General features: G+C 63.1%; 18 protein-coding genes and 1 tRNA gene. 13 read left to right on the forward strand and 6 right to left on the reverse strand.

Annotated elements, in window-relative coordinates:
- Positions 1-23: 23 nt before the first annotated feature.
- The gene (locus ACTJKL_RS03550) at positions 24-1,412 is read right to left on the reverse strand and encodes a site-specific integrase (protein ID WP_440852198.1); all 1,389 of its coding nucleotides are present in this window, start codon (positions 1,410-1,412) and stop codon (positions 24-26) included.
- Positions 1,413-1,504: 92 nt separating this feature from the next.
- A tRNA-Leu gene (locus ACTJKL_RS03555) sits at positions 1,505-1,589 on the reverse strand.
- A gap of 258 nt (positions 1,590-1,847) precedes the next feature.
- Between ACTJKL_RS03555 and ACTJKL_RS03560 the strand changes: the two genes are divergently transcribed.
- On the forward strand, positions 1,848-2,378 hold the full coding sequence (locus ACTJKL_RS03560) for a disulfide bond formation protein B (RefSeq protein ID WP_440852199.1): 531 nt from the start codon (positions 1,848-1,850) through the stop codon (positions 2,376-2,378).
- A 2-nt stretch (positions 2,379-2,380) separates the two neighbouring features.
- On the opposite strand, the gene ACTJKL_RS03565 is transcribed toward ACTJKL_RS03560, so the two are convergent.
- Both ACTJKL_RS03565 and ACTJKL_RS03570 read right to left on the reverse strand, forming a co-directional pair.
- Positions 2,381-2,938, reverse strand: a complete 558-nt coding sequence (locus ACTJKL_RS03565; RefSeq protein WP_003533486.1) for an HNH endonuclease — start codon at positions 2,936-2,938, stop codon at positions 2,381-2,383.
- A 105-nt stretch (positions 2,939-3,043) separates the two neighbouring features.
- Positions 3,044-3,691, reverse strand: a complete 648-nt coding sequence (locus tag ACTJKL_RS03570; RefSeq protein ID WP_440852200.1) for a DNA-3-methyladenine glycosylase family protein — start codon at positions 3,689-3,691, stop codon at positions 3,044-3,046.
- 154 nt (positions 3,692-3,845) lie between these two features.
- Here ACTJKL_RS03570 and gluQRS point away from each other — a divergent pair, with 154 nt between their 5' ends.
- On the forward strand, positions 3,846-4,742 hold the full coding sequence (gene gluQRS, locus ACTJKL_RS03575) for a tRNA glutamyl-Q(34) synthetase GluQRS (protein WP_440852201.1): 897 nt from the start codon (positions 3,846-3,848) through the stop codon (positions 4,740-4,742).
- An 18-nt stretch (positions 4,743-4,760) separates the two neighbouring features.
- Here the strand turns inward: gluQRS and ACTJKL_RS03580 are convergent, their stop codons facing one another.
- The gene (locus tag ACTJKL_RS03580) at positions 4,761-5,636 is read right to left on the reverse strand and encodes a YihY/virulence factor BrkB family protein (protein ID WP_018096930.1); all 876 of its coding nucleotides are present in this window, start codon (positions 5,634-5,636) and stop codon (positions 4,761-4,763) included.
- A 170-nt stretch (positions 5,637-5,806) separates the two neighbouring features.
- Here ACTJKL_RS03580 and ACTJKL_RS03585 point away from each other — a divergent pair, with 170 nt between their 5' ends.
- The 7 genes from ACTJKL_RS03585 to ACTJKL_RS03615 all read left to right on the forward strand — a co-directional run bounded on the left by ACTJKL_RS03585 (position 5,807) and on the right by ACTJKL_RS03615 (position 11,415).
- Positions 5,807-6,640: an SDR family oxidoreductase gene (locus ACTJKL_RS03585; RefSeq protein ID WP_100674195.1), complete on the forward strand. Its 834-nt coding sequence runs from the start codon at positions 5,807-5,809 to the stop codon at positions 6,638-6,640.
- 22 nt (positions 6,641-6,662) lie between these two features.
- Positions 6,663-6,866: a twin transmembrane helix small protein gene (locus tag ACTJKL_RS03590; RefSeq protein ID WP_018096928.1), complete on the forward strand. Its 204-nt coding sequence runs from the start codon at positions 6,663-6,665 to the stop codon at positions 6,864-6,866.
- Positions 6,867-6,883: 17 nt separating this feature from the next.
- The gene (locus ACTJKL_RS03595; protein WP_018096927.1) at positions 6,884-7,462 is read left to right on the forward strand and encodes a cob(I)yrinic acid a,c-diamide adenosyltransferase; all 579 of its coding nucleotides are present in this window, start codon (positions 6,884-6,886) and stop codon (positions 7,460-7,462) included.
- A gap of 38 nt (positions 7,463-7,500) precedes the next feature.
- Positions 7,501-8,292: a rhomboid family intramembrane serine protease gene (locus tag ACTJKL_RS03600; RefSeq protein ID WP_379938035.1), complete on the forward strand. Its 792-nt coding sequence runs from the start codon at positions 7,501-7,503 to the stop codon at positions 8,290-8,292.
- A gap of 299 nt (positions 8,293-8,591) precedes the next feature.
- A complete protein-coding gene (locus ACTJKL_RS03605; protein WP_100674193.1) occupies positions 8,592-9,341 on the forward strand; it encodes an electron transfer flavoprotein subunit beta/FixA family protein in 750 nt (249 codons plus the stop codon).
- Between the two features lie 116 nt (positions 9,342-9,457).
- Positions 9,458-10,399, forward strand: a complete 942-nt coding sequence (locus ACTJKL_RS03610; protein WP_411921836.1) for an electron transfer flavoprotein subunit alpha/FixB family protein — start codon at positions 9,458-9,460, stop codon at positions 10,397-10,399.
- A 143-nt stretch (positions 10,400-10,542) separates the two neighbouring features.
- Positions 10,543-11,415, forward strand: coding sequence for a 3-hydroxybutyryl-CoA dehydrogenase (locus ACTJKL_RS03615; RefSeq protein WP_010970098.1), 873 nt, complete (start codon positions 10,543-10,545; stop codon positions 11,413-11,415).
- A gap of 37 nt (positions 11,416-11,452) precedes the next feature.
- Here ACTJKL_RS03615 and tlpA read toward each other — a convergent pair whose 3' ends face one another.
- Positions 11,453-12,127 (reverse strand): thiol:disulfide interchange protein TlpA, encoded by a 675-nt coding sequence (tlpA, locus tag ACTJKL_RS03620; RefSeq protein ID WP_275597417.1) that lies wholly within the window; start codon positions 12,125-12,127, stop codon positions 11,453-11,455.
- A 25-nt stretch (positions 12,128-12,152) separates the two neighbouring features.
- On the opposite strand from tlpA, the gene argH reads away from it, so the two are divergent.
- From argH to ACTJKL_RS03640, 4 genes are all read left to right on the forward strand, one after another.
- Positions 12,153-13,556 carry an argininosuccinate lyase gene (gene argH / locus ACTJKL_RS03625; RefSeq protein WP_379938032.1) on the forward strand — a complete coding sequence of 468 codons (1,404 nt, stop codon included), beginning with the start codon at positions 12,153-12,155 and terminating at the stop codon, positions 13,554-13,556.
- A 195-nt stretch (positions 13,557-13,751) separates the two neighbouring features.
- Complete coding sequence (gene lptM / locus ACTJKL_RS03630; protein ID WP_440852202.1) at positions 13,752-13,952, forward strand: LPS translocon maturation chaperone LptM; 201 nt, start codon at positions 13,752-13,754, stop codon at positions 13,950-13,952.
- 14 nt (positions 13,953-13,966) lie between these two features.
- Positions 13,967-15,235: a diaminopimelate decarboxylase gene (gene lysA / locus ACTJKL_RS03635; RefSeq protein WP_440852203.1), complete on the forward strand. Its 1,269-nt coding sequence runs from the start codon at positions 13,967-13,969 to the stop codon at positions 15,233-15,235.
- Positions 15,236-15,375: 140 nt separating this feature from the next.
- On the forward strand, positions 15,376-18,024 hold the full coding sequence (locus tag ACTJKL_RS03640; protein ID WP_440852204.1) for a TIGR02302 family protein: 2,649 nt from the start codon (positions 15,376-15,378) through the stop codon (positions 18,022-18,024).
- Positions 18,025-18,030: the final 6 nt, after the last annotated feature.

Here is an 18,030-nt window from a genome sequence, read left to right on the forward strand (position 1 = left end):
ATTTTGCAACAAACATCCGGGGGTCACGCCGCACGGAACGCCCTCAACATTCCCCTCATCGCCACCTCCAGCCGCGCCTCGTCGCCCCCGTAGCGGTCCCCCACCTTGCCCGAGGAGTGACCGAGTATTGCGTCTACCGTCTCGGCCTCGACCCCGCCAATCCGTAGTCGGTCCTTCATGTTGTGGCGTAGACTGTGCACGGTCACCTTCTCGTCGTCGGTGATCTTTCGAACGTGCTTCATGAGGGCGGCGCTGGCTGCGTCTCGCCTCGCTCGTGTCTTGGCATAGCCCGGGAACAGGAATCCATCCTGCGCCAACTCCACGGCCTCCTGAGCGGCCTTGAGCGCGTCCCCCACCAGTGGCACCCTGCGGATGCTCCCGGTGTTCTTAAGCCGTCTATGCGGGTGGAACACGAGGTTGATGTGCGGGTGTCTGTGATCGGTAAAGACGTCCGATACAAGCAATCCGGCCACCTCCGAAAGTCTCGCTCCCGTCCCTTCGAGCATCCGCCAGATTAGCTGTAGGTCTTCGCTGGCGTGGCCCGAGACGCGCGCTCGCGCCTTCTTCAATTGGTCCTCTGTGAATGGCTTCCGTTCGTCTCTCTTGTTCGTCGGGGCGTCTTGCTTGACTTCAAGACCGAGGAACGGGTTTGTCACGCCGGGAAGTGGTAGCTCTTTGATCGCCAAATTGATCACGGCGCGAACGTCGTTCAACATCCGGTGGACGGTGGACGGCTTCAATTCCCCGTCGCTAAGCATGTGGTCCCGAACCTCCCGCGCGTCGGCTCTCGTCAGCTTGGCAATGATCGGGTCTCGACCTAACGCCTTCCTGACAAGGGCTACTGCCCGATCAATCCGCTGGGTCTTCTTGACCTCGTCTGCGGTCCCCTCGACCTTCTCCCCGAGGTAGAACTTCCTCGCGTCCTCAAGGCTGGCCTGAGGCGGTTCCTGAGCGCCCCCGAGCGCCAACGCTCTGAGTAGTGCCCTATCGGCCTCCGAGACGTCCTGAGGGTGACCCTCGTCGTCCTCCCGGTACTTCCTTGCGATTCCCTCAGCGATCACCTCGCGGGCGACGTCCTCGGCATCTTCACCTCCCGGCGTCCATGTCAGGTCCAGCCCGAGACCAACGATGTGTTCATTCGCCCGCTTGAACCGCTCAAGAGGCGTCAACGGTGCAGGGGGTGCCGCCCCGCCCTTCGTTCCCTCGGCTGCCCTCACGGCCTCAGCCAGTCGTTTCTCCGCGTCCTTGTGAGCCTTCGGCCAGCGCCGGACAACATCGGCCTCGGTCGTCCCGAGCGGGATAACAATCTCGACCTGACCCCCGAGGGCATCCCGCAGGGCAAGCGGGACTTTGCGTCGGTAACGGTAGTGGTTCTTGCGGCGTTGGACGTATTGAAGGCTAATCGTCATCATCTCGGGTGTTCCTCAAGGTGGGCCTTCCGGTGGACCTCGGGGAACTCTATGCCATTGCAATCCTTGAGAAATCGGGCCTCTCAGGTGTCTGATGGTGCCCCATGCCGGAGTCGAACCAGCACTCCTTTCGGAACTCGATTTTGAGTCGAGCGCGTCTACCAATTCCGCCAATGGGGCTAGAGGCTTGCGTGATATCAGCGCTTGCGATTTACACGATCGATTTCGGGCCGGTCAACCGCGAAGTTGCGAATTTCGCCGATCGTGTGAATTTGGCCGGGTGCTCCCACGCCAGCTGCTCCGTACGATCACAAAAGCGTGCAGGCGGCCGAACATGCGACCCGATTTACAGAGCCGGCGATCCTGCCTAAGAAGGCGGCGTCGATTTCACTGGCGCCCGGGCGGCATGTTCGCCGCTCCGCGCGCCGAGGGGTGTGCATGTTTGCAGTTTCGTTCGCTCAGCGCCGGCAACTCATTTGCGCCGTACTCGTCACCATCGGCATGGCGGCGACCGTGGGCGGTGCGCTCGGCTTCGAGCATATCGGCGGCTATATCCCCTGCGCGCTGTGCCTGCTTCAGCGCGATCCCTATTATTACGGCATTCCGCTCGGAGTTCTCGCCATCGGAACCAGCGTGCTGAAGCTGCCCGGCTGGACCACCCGCACGCTGCTCCTCGGCGTCGGCATACTGATGCTGGTCGGTGCGGGCCTCGGTGTGTACCATGCGGGCGCCGAGTGGCACTTCTGGGAAGGCCCCTCGACCTGCGCCACCACGGCGCAAGGCATTTCTTCCGATGTCGGCGACCTGCTCGGCGATCTGGATGCGAAGCACGCGCCCTCCTGCACGGATGCGGCGCTGCGCGTGCTCGGGCTTTCTTTCGCAGGCTGGAACGTCATCGCGAGCCTGATCCTCGCGGCGATCGCTCTGCGTGGTGCCTTGAAGGCGTCAGCTCAGGGTCGGGCGTCTTAACCTTACGGCTGCAGCTCGACATCCCAGTAGAGATAATCCATCCAGCTGTCATGCAGGTGGTTGGGCGGGAAAAGCCGGCCGTTATTGTGCAGATCCTGAACCGTCGGGTGATAGGGCTTCTGGTGCGGGAACATGCCGGCCTGCTTCGGCAGCTTGCTGCCCTTGCGCAGGTTGCAGGGAGAACAGGCCGCGACGACGTTTTCCCAGGTGGTCTGGCCGCCATGCGCACGCGGGACCACGTGATCGAAGGTCAGGTCGTCCGGCGAGCCGCAATACTGGCACTCGAATTTGTCCCGCAGGAATACGTTGAACCGGGTGAAGGCCGGGTGGCGTGACGGCTGGACATAGCTCTTCAGACAGACGACGCTCGGCAGCCGCATCGAGAAACTCGGCGACGAGACGGAGTGTTCGTATTCGGCGAGGATAGTCACACGGTCGAGAAAGACCGCCTTGATCGCGTCCTGCCAGGACCAGAGCGACAAGGGATAATAACTCAGCGGCCTATAGTCGGCGTTCAACACGAGCGCCGGCAGGGCCTGAGGTGAGACTGCAATCGTCAAGCGTATTCTCCTGAGCGATTCGGCATCTGCCTCTTCTATATTAGGCGCGTTGCGACAGGATTGTGAAGCCACAAAGAAAAGGGAGCAAAGGATCCGCTTTTTTCTTCAAGACGTCACGGGAAGCGCATCGCGGCGCATCTCCTGCGCATAATAGGCCCAAAAAAGCCGCGCGGCGACACTGCGCCATGGCGACCAGCCGCCCGCGAGCGAATCGACCTCGCTTGCCGTCGGTCGCAGTTCGAGCCCAAGCGCATGGCCGATGGCATTCTGCAGGGCGACATCGCCGGCCGGGAACACATCCGGATGGCCGGCGCAGAAGAGCAGATAGACCTCGGCGGTCCAACGGCCTATGCCCTTGATCGCCGTCAGTTCGTGAATTGCCTTCACCGCTTCGGCGTTGCAGATGGCGTCGAGATCGATCTCGCCCGCGGTCGCGGCAGCGGCGACCCTTCTCAGCGTATCGGCCTTGGCCCGGGACAAGCCGAAGCGTCGGCAATCTTCGTCGTCGAGCGCAAGCACCGCGTCTGCGGTGATCTCGCCGAGCGAGGCCTCCATCCGGTTCCAGATCGCCGCCGCACTCGCCTTCGAGACCATCTGGGAGACGATTATGTTGGCGAGGCCGCGGTAACCGGGGTCGGTGCGCCTCAAGGGTACTGGCCCCGCCTTGTCGATGACGTGTTCGAGCCGGGCATCGAGCATCACCAGACCGGCAAGACCGGCCTCTATATCCTCGTGCGTCCGGATGATCCGCATGCATCCTCCCACTGCATGTGTCCGGGATCGTCGCCGATTTACGGACGAAGCATGCAGGAATTCAAAGTGCTACAGATCCCTTGGTGCGCAGGAAGACGCACGGCCCTGTAGAAAGCGGGTGATCTTTACAACGCTTCCATGGCAAAGGAAAAGAATGCCGATTTCACGACCAGAACAACCGGTTTTTCGTTTCGCGCCGAGTCCCAACGGTCTCCTGCATCTCGGCCACGCCCTGTCGGCGATCCTCAATCACGACATGGCGGAAGCCATGGGCGGCCGTTTCCTGCTGAGGATCGAAGATATCGACCGGGCGCGCTGCCGGCCGGAGTTCGAGGCGGCGATCTTCGAGGACCTCGCCTGGCTCGGTCTCGATTGGGAAGAGCCGGTGCGGCGCCAATCCGAACATCTCGGCGTCTATGCCGCTGCGCTCGAGCGCTTGAACGCGATGGGTCTCGTCTATCCCGCCGTGATGACGCGCGGTGAAATAAGGGCGGCGGTGGCCGCGGCAGAGGCGAAGGGCCAAGCGTGGCCGCGCGATCCGGACGGGACACCGCTATATCCCGGCCGCGAGCGCGGCTTCACGCCGGACGAGCAGGCGGCTCTCCTGGCGAGCGGCCGCCCCTATGCCTGGCGTCTCGACATGGGAGAGGCCGTGCGGCGGGCCGGCGGGCCACTCACCTGGCGAGAAACGGGATCGAGCCAATCGGGCGAAACGGCCTCGGTCGGCGCCGATCCGGCCGCCTGGGGTGACGTCATCCTGTCGCGTTCGGATGCGCCGTCGAGCTATCATCTCTCGGTCGTGGTCGACGATGCCCTGCAGGGGATCACCCATGTCGTGCGCGGGCGCGACCTCTACCACGCGACATCGGTGCATCGCCTGCTGCAAAGCCTTCTCGGCCTGCCGCAGCCGGTCTATCACCATCATCGCCTCGTTCTCGGGCCGGACGGACGGAAACTGTCGAAAAGCAACAGCGACACCGGAATCGCCTCCTTCAGGGCTTCGGGGCACAGGCCTGCGGATGTCAGGGCCATGGTTCTCGGCGAACGATGAGGAGAGAAATTCGCAGCCTTACTCTCCTCGGCCCCCCTGGAAACTGCGCCTGACCATGAGCTTCACCTTGTATTTCAGGATGGCAGCGTTGATTTCCGCGCCGATGATGAAGATCGCGCCAAGCATGTAGAGGAAGACCAGGACGATCATGATGGAAGCAAGCCCGGCATAGGTCGTCACGTAGTTGGAAAAATTGGCGATGTAGGAGGCGAAGGCGTAACCGCCGACGGACCACAGCACGAGCGTGAGGAAGATGCCGGGCAGGACGTCGACGACGTTTCGGTGGCCGGCCGGCAGCCACAGATGCGCGACGAGCAAGCCTGCCGTCAGCATGGTCAGCGTCAGGGGCAAGCCCCAATCGTCCACCGCCGCCATCAGCGTATCCAGCCAGGGGAACCACTGATCCGCATTGCGGACCGCCAGAGGAACCGCGACCAGAAGAAGGCTGAGGGCGGCCAGAATGAGCACGGCGCCGAGCACGAAGCCGAGGCTCGCAAGCCGCGTCACATACCAGTAGCGGCTTTCGGCAACCCTATAGGCGCGATTGAGCGCGATCCTCAATGCTTCGACGCCGTTCGACGCGAAATAGGCTGCAGCAAGAACGGAGATCGTAAGCAGGCTGCCGCGCGGGATGGTCAATACGCGCACGACTTCATCGGCCACCGGCTTGGCGATCGATTCCGGCCAGGTGTCGAAGATCAGATGGACTGCCGTCTGCGCGAACTGATCGGCGCCCAGAAAACTGGCAAGCGCGGTGCCGAAGATCAGAAAGGGAAAGACGGCCATAAGGGAAGAAAGCGCCACGTGACTGGCCATCGCCCAGCCATCGTCCTCGCTGAAATGCCAGAGCGCATCAAACACGACCTTCCAGATGATGCGAACGAATGCCGGCATTCCGTCTCCCACTCTTTCACCAATCCCGCTCCTGATGAGGACCAGCCGGCGCAGTACCTGCGAACGGCCTTGACGTCACGTTCCGGTCCCAGCCATCGCCTTTGCAATTCAATTGTATCCCAACGATGAATATGGGAAATGGGGCTTGGATTTCTACAGGAATCGCGTGGATGCCGGATCGCCCCACAATCATCGTCACCGGTTGCTCGTCAGGCATCGGGGCCTATTGCGCCCGGGCGCTGCAGCGGGACGGCTGGCGGGTCTTCGCGACCGTGCGCCGGCCGGAGGATCAGGCGCCGCTGGAGGCCGAAGGCATCGAGACCTTCATCATGGACTATACCCGGCCGGAGACGATTGCCGCGCTGGTGGAAGCCGTGATGGCGCTGAGCGGCGGACGAATCGATGCGCTTTTCAACAATGGCGCCTACGGCCAGGCCGGCGCGGTGGAGGATCTGCCGACGGAGGCCTTGCGGCTCCAGCTCGAAACCAACGTCATCGGCTGGCACGACCTGACGCGGCGCGTCATCCCGGCGATGCGCGCCCGCGGGCATGGCCGCATCGTCCAGTGCTCGTCCATTCTCGGCCTCGTGCCCTATCGCTGGCGCGGCGCCTACAATGCCTCGAAGTTCGCGCTCGAGGCGCTTTCGCTCACATTGAGGATGGAGCTCGCCGGCAGCGGCATCGGCGTGAGCCTGATCGAGCCCGGCCCGATCGCCTCGAAATTCACGACCAATGCGATCGCCTATATCGAGCGGTTCATCGATCTTGAGAATTCCGTCCATCGTGCGGAATACGAGCGGCAGATGCGGCGCCTGCGCGGCGAGAGCAAACCGGCAGCCGGCAAGCTCGGGCCCGACGCCGTTTATGCCGTACTGAAACACGCTTTGACGGCACGCCGTCCGAGGCCGCATTATATAGTGACAAGGCCGGCCAGGCAGGGAGCGCTTCTCAAAAAGCTCCTGCCGGCGGCACTGTTCTACCGCATCATCGGTCGTCTCGGCTGACCGAACCACAAGGATTTACGCCATGAACAGCTTCCTTACCGGTCTGACCCTGCTCGTCATGGGCCTGGTAGCGATCGTGCTGATCCGCGGCCTGCTGAACATGGCCAGGGGCGGCAGCGGCAACACCTCCAACAAACTCATGCAGGCCCGCGTGCTGTTCCAGGCCATCGCCATCGTGCTGATCATGCTGACGCTCTGGGTGACCGGCGGCGGCCGTCCGAGCTGAGGTAAAGCGAAAGCATCATGGTGAAATTGAACAAGATCTACACCCGGACAGGCGACAACGGCACCACCGGCCTCGTCTCCGGCCCGCGCCGCCTGAAAAGCGACCTCAGGGTCGAGGCCTATGGCGCCATTGACGAGACGAATGCCTTTGTCGGCCTCGCCCGCCAGCACACGCATGCGATCCCGGATCTCGACGCGATGCTCATGCGCGTCCAGAACGATCTCTTCGATCTTGGCGCCGATCTCGCCACACCGGATACGGGCGAGAAGCCCGAATACGAGCCGCTTCGCATCGTCGCCGCCCAGGTCGAGCGCCTCGAACGGGAGATCGACCGGCTGAATGCCGACCTCGAACCGCTGCGCTCCTTCGTCCTGCCGGCCGGCAGCGCCGCTTCGGCCGCGCTCCATGTTGCCCGTACCGTCGCGCGGCGCGGCGAGAGGCAAATGGTCGCACTCGCATCGATGGAAGGCGAGGCCGTCAGCGCGGAGGCGATTGCCTATGTCAACCGCCTTTCGGATTTCCTGTTCGTCGCGGCCCGCTGGGCAAATGACAAGGGGCGCGCCGATGTCCTTTGGGTCCCCGGCAACAACAGATAACGTATTTTTGTTTCGGCGCGGGTCGTCTCGGGGATCGCATGTTCATACCGCTGCATGACAGGAACGAGCTGAAGCACATAAGAATGCAGTATGTGACGATCACGCTGATCGTCATCAATTTCGTTGCCTGGCTCGCTACCGGTCCCGTCGCAACCGAGGCATTCGCCAATGCTGCGATCCTCGGGCTAGGTTATATCCCCGCGATCATCTTCGAGTATGCCGCCCTCGATCCCTCGCTGGTGATCGTTCCGGACGAATTCACCTTCGTCACCTACTCGTTTCTGCATGGCGACTTCATGCACCTCGCCATGAACATGCTTTTCCTCTGGGTCTTCGGCGACAATGTCGAGGACGCGCTCGGGCATTTCCGATTTCTCGTTTTCTATCTTCTGTGCGCGGCGGCCGGAGCGCTGGCCCATGGGCTCCTCGATCCGGCCTCGGAGGCGCCGCTGATCGGCGCTTCCGGCGCCATATCCGGCGTCGTTGCCGCCTATTTCCTCCTGCACCCCAAGGTGCGGGTCTGGGTGCTCGTGCTCTTCCGCATCCCCCTGCCGCTCCCCGCCGCCATTCCGCTCGCCTTCTGGATCGGCCAGCAGTTCTTCATGTTCGTGGCCGACCCCGGCGGCGGCGTTTCCTGGAGTGCGCATGTCGGCGGCATCGTCGCGGGTCTCCTGCTCGTTGTCGTTTTGCGACGCCGCGGTGTGCCGCTGTTCGATCGGACCATCGTCACTCCACGCGCCGTGGAGCACAGGACGAGAGCGCCCGATGAAACGTTGCCGGCAGCCGCCGGCGCTTCGAAGCCCGCTCCGCAATGGGGCCGGCCGGGTTGATTTTCGAGGGGAGCCCGAGAAATAAAGGTCGAGTTTTCAAGGGATTGCATGCCCTGCGTTGGTGGTGATGCCCGATAGAAGCCGGCCTTGCGGCTCCGCTTGCCAGCGGATTTTTTTACCTGTACGCAAACGTAAGTATGAATAAGCCGGTCATATCGAATTGGCGTTGGTTCATCGCGATTTAGCGTGAAGAACGGCTTGTCTATGGAGCAAAAACGCGTATCGATGTCGCCAACCGACAATCAGGCCGCCTTGTTAAGGCGCATTTTCCTGCGAACGTTCTTGGAGGGAAAGAATCCATGAAAATACTTGTGACGGTGAAACGGGTCGTCGACTACAACGTCAAGATCCGGGTCAAAGCGGATGGAACGGGCGTCGAGCTTGCCAATGTGAAGATGTCGATGAACCCCTTCGACGAGATCTCGGTCGAAGAGGCGCTGCGGCTGAAGGAAGCCGGCAAGGCGAGTGAAGTGGTGGTCGTGTCGATCGGCCCGGCCAAGGCGGAAGAGACGCTCAGGACCGCGCTCGCCATGGGCGCCGACCGGGCGATCCTGGTCGAGACCGAAGACCAGGTCGAGCCGCTCGCTGTGGCCAAGATCGTCAGGCAAGTCGCCGAGGCCGAACAGCCGGGGCTGATCATCGTCGGCAAGCAGGCGATCGACGACGATTCCAACCAGACCGGCCAGATGCTGTCGGCCTTGCTCGGCTGGGCCCAGGGCACCTTTGCCTCCAAGGTCGAGATCGGCGACGGCAAGATCAACGTTACCCGCGAGGTCGACGGCGGCCTGCAGACGGTCGAACTGAAGCTGCCGGCGGTCGTCACCACCGATCTGCGCCTCAACGAGCCGCGCTATGCCTCGCTGCCGAACATCATGAAGGCGAAGAAGAAGCCGCTCGACAAGAAGACCCCGGCCGATTTCGGCGTCGACACGGCGCCGCGGCTGAAAGTCTTGAAGACCGAAGAGCCCTCCGGCCGCAAGGCCGGCGTCAAGGTGAAGACGGTCGCCGAGCTCGTCGAGAAGCTCAAGACCGAAGCCGGCGTGCTTTAAGTTCATGCGTCCGGAAAGTGGACACTGGCTTCCGGGCAAACGCATGAACCACTTCAGACTCATGAGCTCCGATCCGGAACGGATCGTTGAGCTCGATCGAAAGGGAGAATTCTACCATGGCCATTCTGCTTCTGGCTGACCACGACAACAGCCACCTTTCCGACCAGACCGCGAAGGCGCTGACGGCGGCAACGAAGATCGCCAGTGGGACCGGAACCGACGTGCATGTGCTGGTTGCCGGTCAGAACGTCAAAGGGATTGCCGAGCAAGCCTCCAAGCTTTCGGGCGTCGCCAAGGTGCTGGTCGCTGAGGACGCCTCGCTCGCCAACAATCTCGCCGAGCCGCTGGCCGCGCTGATCGTTTCGCTCGCGGGCAATTACGACACCGTCGTTGCCGCCGCCACCTCGGTCGGCAAGAACGTCATGCCACGGGTCGCAGCCCTTCTCGACGTCGCCCAGGTTTCGGAGATCATCGAGGTCGTCGCGCCCGATACCTTCAAACGGCCGATCTATGCCGGCAACGCCATCCAGACGGTGCAGACGAGCGAGCCGAAGAAGGTGATCACCGTGCGCACCGCCTCCTTTGCCGCTGCTCAAGACGGCGGCTCGGCCCCGGTCGAGACGGTTGCCGCCGCGGCTAATCCCGGCCTTTCCGCCCATGTTTCCGATGCGCTGTCGTCCTCCGACCGGCCGGAACTGACCTCGGCGAAGATCATCATCTCCGGCGGCCGGGCGCTCGGCTCCTCGGAGAAGTTCAAGGAAGTCATCCTCCCGGTTGCCGACAAGCTCGGCGCCGCCGTCGGCGCCTCGCGCGCCGCCGTCGATGCCGGCTATGCGCCGAACGACTGGCAGGTCGGCCAGACCGGCAAGGTGGTCGCCCCCGACCTCTACATCGCCTGCGGCATTTCCGGCGCGATCCAGCACCTCGCCGGCATGAAGGACAGCAAGGTGATCGTCGCCATCAACAAGGACGAGGAAGCGCCGATCTTCCAGGTCGCCGACTACGGCCTCGTCGCCGATCTCTTCGACGTCCTGCCGGAACTCGAAAAGGCGCTTTGACGCACTGGCTACCGACACGAAAAAGCTGGAAAAAGCGCCGACATGGCATTAACAATCATACCGGGCCGGCCCTGCCGGCCCGGTAATTTTGCATTTGCGGCAGCGTCATTGCCGCAACCTGTTGAACATGGGTGTTCGCTTCAATGATCAAGACGGTGGGAATTATCGGCGCAGGACAGATGGGCTGCGGCATTGCCCATGTTTCGGCAGCCGCCGGATATAAGGTTCAGCTCTACGATATCGCCGCGGACCGAATCGAGGCGGGGCTTGCCACCATCAACGGCAATCTTGCCCGGCAGGTCTCCTCCGGCAAGATGAGCGACGAGGACCGCAAGCGGGCGCTTTCCCTGATCAAGGGCTCAGGCGACATCAACGACCTCGCGCAGGCCGATCTCGTCATCGAGGCGGTCACCGAAGACGAAACCGTCAAGCGCAAGATCTACGGTCAGGTCTGCCCGGTCATGAGGCCGGATGCCATCCTGGCGACCAACACATCGTCCCTGTCCATAACCCGGCTCGCCTCCGCCACCGATCGTCCCGAACGGTTCATGGGCATCCACTTCATGAACCCGGTCCCGGTCATGAAGCTGGTGGAGCTCGTACGCGGTATCGCCACGGAGGAAGAGACCTTCAAGGCGGCAAAGGAATTTGTCGCGCATCTCGACAAGACCGTCACCGTCGCCGAAGATTTTCCCGCCTTCATCGTCAATCGCATCCTGTTGCCGATGATCAACGAGGCTATCTACACGCTCTATGAAGGCGTCGGCACCGTCGATGCCATCGACACGGCCATGAAGCTCGGCGCCAACCATCCGATGGGTCCGTTGCAGCTCGCCGATTTCATCGGCCTCGACACCTGTCTGTCGATCATGCAGGTGCTGCATGACGGCCTGGCGGATTCGAAGTATCGCCCCTGCCCGCTGCTGGTGAAATATGTCGAGGCCGGTTGGCTCGGCCGCAAGTCCGGCCGCGGCTTCTACGATTACCGGGGCGAGGTGCCCGTACCGACTCGCTGACCTTTCAGGTCAGGCGGAAGGCTCCTGCGGCGATCCCTCAACTTCCTGCAGGCGGAGCGAGCGCCGCTTCGATGAGGTTCTTCGCGTCATCGCTGTCCCATACGGCCGGCCCGTTCATCGACCCCAGAAGGCAGCCCTTTTCGTCGAGAAGCAAGGTAGCGGGAAGGCCGAAGGCGAGCCCCTCCTTCTTGAGCGTGTTGAAAACTCCCATCGAGGCATCGCGGTAGTAGCCGAGCGCATGAACGCCGACCTCGTCGAGGAATGCCTTCGGCTTGTCGTCGGCACCGGTGTCGATATTGATTGCGACCACCTCGAAACGGTCGCCGCCGAGCGCCTGTTGCAGGGCGTTGAGCGCCGGCATCTCCTCCCGGCAAGGCACGCACCAGGTGGCCCAGAGGTTGACCAGGACTGTCTTGCCGGCAAAGGCGGCAAGCGTCAGCGGCTTGCCATCGGGACCTGCGAAATCGAGGCCGCCGATCGGGCGCGCGTTGTCCGCCGGCGTCATCGCCGCGACCTGGCCGCGCATCAGCGGGGTGAGCGAAGCCACTTTTTGCCCGGCCAGCGGGCAGCTCGCATCCGCCGTCGGCGTGACGCCGCCATTGCCAGACCCCGTCTCCTTCACGTATACCGCAGCCGCACCGGCGATCACGCCCAGAAGGGCGGCGAGCGCGAACAATTTAAGGGCCGGAGGGCGTTTCTTCTGGTCTGGCATTTCATTCTCCAAGGCGGGCATCCTGATGGCTGACGGCAGTTCCGAGACTAAATCCTCCAACCAGATGTGGGGCGGTCGCTTCGCCTCGGGCCCGGACGCGATCATGGAGGAGATAAATGCCTCGATCGGCTTCGACAAGAAGCTCTATGCCCAGGACATCCGCGGCTCAATAGCGCATGCGACGATGCTGGCGCATCAAGGCATCATTTCCGCCGAAGACAAAGACAAGATCGTTCACGGCCTCGACACGATCCTGTCAGAGATCGACAGCGGCGCATTCGAATTCTCGCGCCGCCTGGAAGACATCCACATGAACATCGAGGCGCGGCTGGCGGCGCTGATCGGCCCGGCCGCCGGGCGCCTCCACACGGCGCGCTCGCGCAACGACCAGGTGGCGCTCGATTTCCGCCTGTGGGTGAAAGAGGAGCTTCAGAAGACCGAGAAGGCGCTGACCGGTCTCATCGCTGCCTTTCTCGACCGCGCCGAAGAGCATGCCGACACGGTGATGCCCGGCTTCACCCATTTGCAAACGGCGCAGCCGGTCACCTTCGGACATCACTGCATGGCCTATGTGGAAATGTTCGGCCGCGACCGGGCGCGCGTTCGCCACGCGATCGAGCACATGGACGAAAGCCCGATCGGCGCAGCCGCGCTTGCCGGCACCGGCTTCCCCATCGATCGGCACATGACCGCCAAGGCGCTAGGCTTCCGCGAACCGACGCGCAATTCCATCGATACCGTCTCCGACCGCGACTTCGCGCTCGAATTCCTGTCGATCGCCGCGATCGCGGCGACCCACCTGTCGCGGCTCGCGGAAGAAATCGTCATCTGGTCCACGCCGCAATTCGGCTTCATCCGCCTGTCGGACGCCTTTTCGACCGGTTCGTCGATCATGCCGCAGAAGAAGAATCCCGATGCGGCCGAGCTCGTGCGCGCCAAGACCGGGCGCGTCAACGGCTCGCTGGTTGCGCTGCTCACTGTGATGAAGGGTCTTCCCCTCGCCTATTCCAAGGACATGCAGGAAGACAAGGAACAGGTCTTCGATGCGGCCGAGAGCCTCGAACTCGCAATCGCGGCCATGACCGGCATGATCCGCGACGTGACGATACGCGCCGACCGGATGAAGGCTGCAGCCGGCTCCGGCTACTCGACCGCCACCGATCTCGCCGACTGGCTGGTGCGCGAGGCAGGCCTGCCCTTCCGCGACGCCCACCATGTGACCGGCCGCGTCGTCGCGCTTGCGGAACAGAAAGGATGCGACCTCGCCGACCTCCCGCTCGCCGAGCTGCAGGCGATCAATTCCGCGATAACGGACAAGGTCTACGGCGTCCTGACGGTCGAGGCCTCCGTGGCAAGCCGCACCAGTTTCGGCGGCACTGCGCCCTCCGAAGTCCGCAAGCAGATCTCCTGGTGGCGGGCGCGCAACTAGAGCGCTTCAGGAAAAGTGTGTAACGGTTTCCGTTGCAAAATGCGTCGGCTCCACTGTTGCTCTCTCCTGCGCAGAAACAGGGTGCACAAGGCGCTGAAAAATCGGTAAGACATCGCACCGGAGCGGCGCAGGGAACATGTTCCTGCCGCCCCCGCGCTCCCAAGATCAATCGGCTCTCAGCTTCGGCAAAGGGAAATGACGATGACATTCAGGAAGGCCGCCCGAATCGCGCTTCTTCTGGCAATCCCGGGGCTGGTTCTCGCCGGCTGCGGGCGTAAGGGCGACCTCGACCGGCCGGGGACCACCGCACCGATCAATACGAAAACGCCCGCCGGTACTGTCGCGCCGAAGCAAACCGTCGACGACCGCCCATTCCTGCTTGACCCCCTCCTCTGAGCCGAGGAAAGACCGTGAATCATTTCCAATACCGCGACGGAATTCTTTACGCCGAAGACGTGCCCCTGACGGAGATCGCGCGCGCCGTCGGCACGCCGTTCTACTGTTATTCCACCGCGACGCTGGAGCGCCATTACAGGGTCTTTTCGCAAGCCTTTGCCGATGTGGACGCCATGGTCTGCTATGCGATGAAGGCCAATTCGAACCAGGCCGTGCTGAAAACGCTCGGCCGTCTCGGCGCAGGCGTGGACGTGGTGTCCGAGGGTGAACTGCGCCGCGCGCTTGCAGCGGGCGTTCCGGCAAGCCGGATCATGTTCTCGGGCGTCGGCAAGACCGCGCGCGAGATGGATTTTGCTCTCGAGGCAGGCATCTATTGCTTCAATGTCGAATCCGAGCCGGAATTGGAGGTCCTGAACCAGAGGGCCGTACGCGCCGGCAGACGAGCGCCGGTTTCCTTCCGCATCAATCCCGACGTCGATGCCCGCACACATGCAAAGATCTCGACCGGGAAGAAGGAAAACAAGTTCGGCATTTCCTGGGAGCGGGCCCGGAGCGTCTACGCTCACGCCGCCGAGCTTCCCGGCATCGAAGTGACCGGGATCGACATGCATATCGGCAGCCAGATCACCGAGCTGCAGCCTTTCGACGACGCCTTCAAGCTGTTGCGCGAACTGGTCGATACGCTGCGATCCGACGGGCATGTCATCGAGCACGTCGATATCGGCGGCGGTCTCGGCATTCCCTACCGTGAAGACAACAACCCGCCGCCCTTGCCGGATGCCTATGCCGATCTCGTCAAGAACCAGCTCAAGGGCCTCGACTGCAAGATCGTCACCGAACCGGGCCGGCTGATCGTCGGCAATGCCGGCATTCTCGTGACCGAAGTGGTCTATGTGAAGGACGGCGGCGACAAGACCTTTGTCATCGTCGATGGAGCGATGAACGATCTCATCCGCCCGACGCTCTACGAGGCCTATCACGAGTTACGCCCGGTGAGGATTTCCGCGGCCAGCGCACCGCGCATCAAGGCCGATGTCGTCGGGCCGGTCTGCGAGACCGGCGACTATCTGGCGCTCGACCGGGAGATGGCGATGCCGAAGCCCGGCGATCTTTTCGCGATCGGCTCGGCGGGCGCCTACGGTGCCGTACAGGCGGGAACCTATAACAGCCGCCTGCTGGTGCCCGAGGTGCTCGTCAAGGGCGATCGTTTCCACGTGATCCGCCCGCGCCGGGGCTACGACGAGCTGATCGGCCTCGACTCGGTGCCGGACTGGCTCGACTGACCTCGAGCGACGCTGTCACGATTGGGGTTGCCGGCGGCGATCACGCATTGTTTTACGGGCCGCCCTCGTCTTCGCCACAAACAATGTTATCCTGACCATTGACCGCCTGCGGTCGAAGGATCGAAAGGAAGTTTCGGCGGATGACGCAATTCCGGCAGGATGAAACGCCAAAACCGCAGTCGTTCGCCAGGATGCTGGCGGCGAAGCGATTCCTCGCCCGTTTTGTTCTTCTGGCCGAAGAGCTGCTGCCACGCATGCTCGTCCCCGCCTCGCTCGTTCTTCTGTTTCTCTCCGCTGGCTGGGTCGGCCTCTTTCGCGCTGCGCCGTTCTGGCTGCATGCCGCCCTTCTACTTGCTTTCGTCATAGGGCTGTTCATTTCCCTGTTGCCGCTGACCCGCATTCGCTGGCCCGAAACGCCCGAGGCGGACCGGATGCTGGAGGAGCGCAACCGGCTGCCGCATCAGGCGATCCGCGTGCAGGAAGATGCGCCCGCGACGGAGGGCGCTTTCGGCGCCGCACTCTGGCGCGAACATCAGGCGCGTATGGCGCGTATTGTCAGGGAACTCGATACGGGTCTGCCGCGCCCCGATATCGCACGGCATGACCCGTGGGCGCTGAGGGCCGTCCCTGTCCTCCTTGCCTGCGTCGCCTTCGCCTATTCCTATTCGAATCGCGCCGGACTGGTTTCGGATGCCTTCCGCCTGCCCGAGCAAGAGGCAGCGACGGCCGACATCCGTATCGATGCATGGGTGACACCGCCCGCCTATACCGGCCGCGCGCCGATCTTTCTTACGGGTCGTCAGGACGCGACGGCCCCGGCCGAGGACAATGAGCAGTATCCGCAGGAGAAGCCTCAGATCACGATACCTCAGTTCAGCGATCTTACGGTCCGGATAACCGGCGCCGGGGCCGAGGAACCGGTCAGCTACGCAGCCGCGGGCGATGAACCCATGGTTATCCCTCAGTCGGACGCCAAGGCGGAGACGACATCCAGGCCGGAGCAAGCCCAACCGGAAACCCCTCAGGCAACTCCGAATGCGGTCCGCAATCATGTTTACAAGATCGCCAAGGACGGAACGCTCTCCGTCGGCGGCCAGAGCTGGAGCTTCAAGATCACGCCGGACAGCGTGCCCGACATCGCTTTCGACGGCGAACCGCGTCCAACGGTCAATGCGGCGCTCGACATCAGCTACCTGGCCCATGACGATTACGGCATCGCGCAGGCCTGGGCCGAGATAAAGCCCATCGAGGAGCCCGCGAAGGACGCCCATCCGCTCTACGGCCCTCCTGAATATCGCCTCGATCTGCCGCGGCGCAATGCCCGTGAAGCAAAGGGTACCACGAGCCGCAATCTGAGTGAGCATCCGCTTGCCGGAAAGCGCGTGAGCATCACGCTCGTCGCTCGTGATGCAGCCGGCCAGGAGGGACGAAGCGTGCCGCAGGAGATCGTTCTGCCGGCGCGCCGTTTCTTCGAACCCCTCGCCGCTGCCGTCGCAGAACAGCGCCAGGTCTTCGCGCTCGACGCCAACCAGTTGCCGCGCGCGATCGATCTCAACGATGCGCTGACGCTTTATCCCGAGGAGACGATTCCCAACGCCACCCACTTCCTGCTGCTGAAATCGGCACGCACGCGCATGCAGCTCGCCCGGAACGACGACATGCTGCGCGATGCCGCCGACCACCTGTGGGAAATCGCGCTCGGCATCGAGGACGGTGACCTGTCGCTCGCTGACCGGCGGCTGCGCGACGCGCAGCAGGCGCTGTCGGACGCGCTCGAACGTAACGCCTCGGACGAGGAAATCGCCCGGCTGATGGACGAGCTTCGCCAGGCGATGCAGGAATATATGCAGGCGCTCGCCGAGCAGGCCGCGAAGAACCCCGCCGTCGCCGCCAATCCCGAGATGAACAACGTGCTGCGCCAGCAGGATCTGCAGAAGATGATGGACCAGATCGAAAATCTGGCCCGCTCCGGCGCGCGCGATCAGGCGCGGCAGATGCTCTCCGAACTGCAGAGAATGATGAACAATCTCCAGGCCGGACGCATGCAGCAGCAGATGGGCGAGCAGAACAACGCCATGCGGCAGCAGATGGATAAGCTCGGCGAGCTTATGCAGCGGCAACAGCAGCTGATGGACGAAACTTTCAAACTGGACCAGGCACTGCGCGACCGGATGCAGCGCGGCGATCCGCTCGAAGGCGAGGACGAGGAACTTTTCGGACAGGACATGCCCCAGGATCCGGGGCAGCGGAGTGACCCCAACGGCCAACCCAACCCCATGGACGACATGACCGCCGAGCAATTGAAGGAAGCTCTCAAGCAATTGAGAGAGCAGCAGGAATCGCTCGGCAAGCAACTCGGCGACCTGCAGAAGGGTCTCGAGAATTTGGGCATCAAGCCCGGCAAGGGCTTCGGTCAGGCGCAGCGCGAGATGGAAGGTGCCGCCGGCGCTCTCGGGAAGGGCCAGGGCGAGCAGGCGGTCGGCAGCCAGGGGCGGGCTCTGCAGGCCCTGCGCGAGGGAGCGCAGGACATGATGAACCAGATGCAAGCCCAGGGACAGGGACAAGGTCCCGGACAAGGCGTTCCGCAATATGGCCAGAACGGACGTGACCCCCTCGGCCGCCGGCAGCAGAACGCCGGCCCCGATTTCGGCGATCAGGTCAAGGTGCCCGACGAGATCGACACGCAGCGCGCCCGCCAGATCCTCGAAGAGATCCGTCGCAAGTTGGGTGACAGCCTGTCGCCGGAACTGGAGCGGCAGTATCTCGAGCGGCTGCTCGACATGCGGTGATGGGTC

Origin of the sequence: Sinorhizobium sp. 22678, from assembly GCF_052044265.1 — a bacterium.
GTDB lineage: Bacteria > Pseudomonadota > Alphaproteobacteria > Rhizobiales > Rhizobiaceae > Sinorhizobium > Sinorhizobium meliloti_A.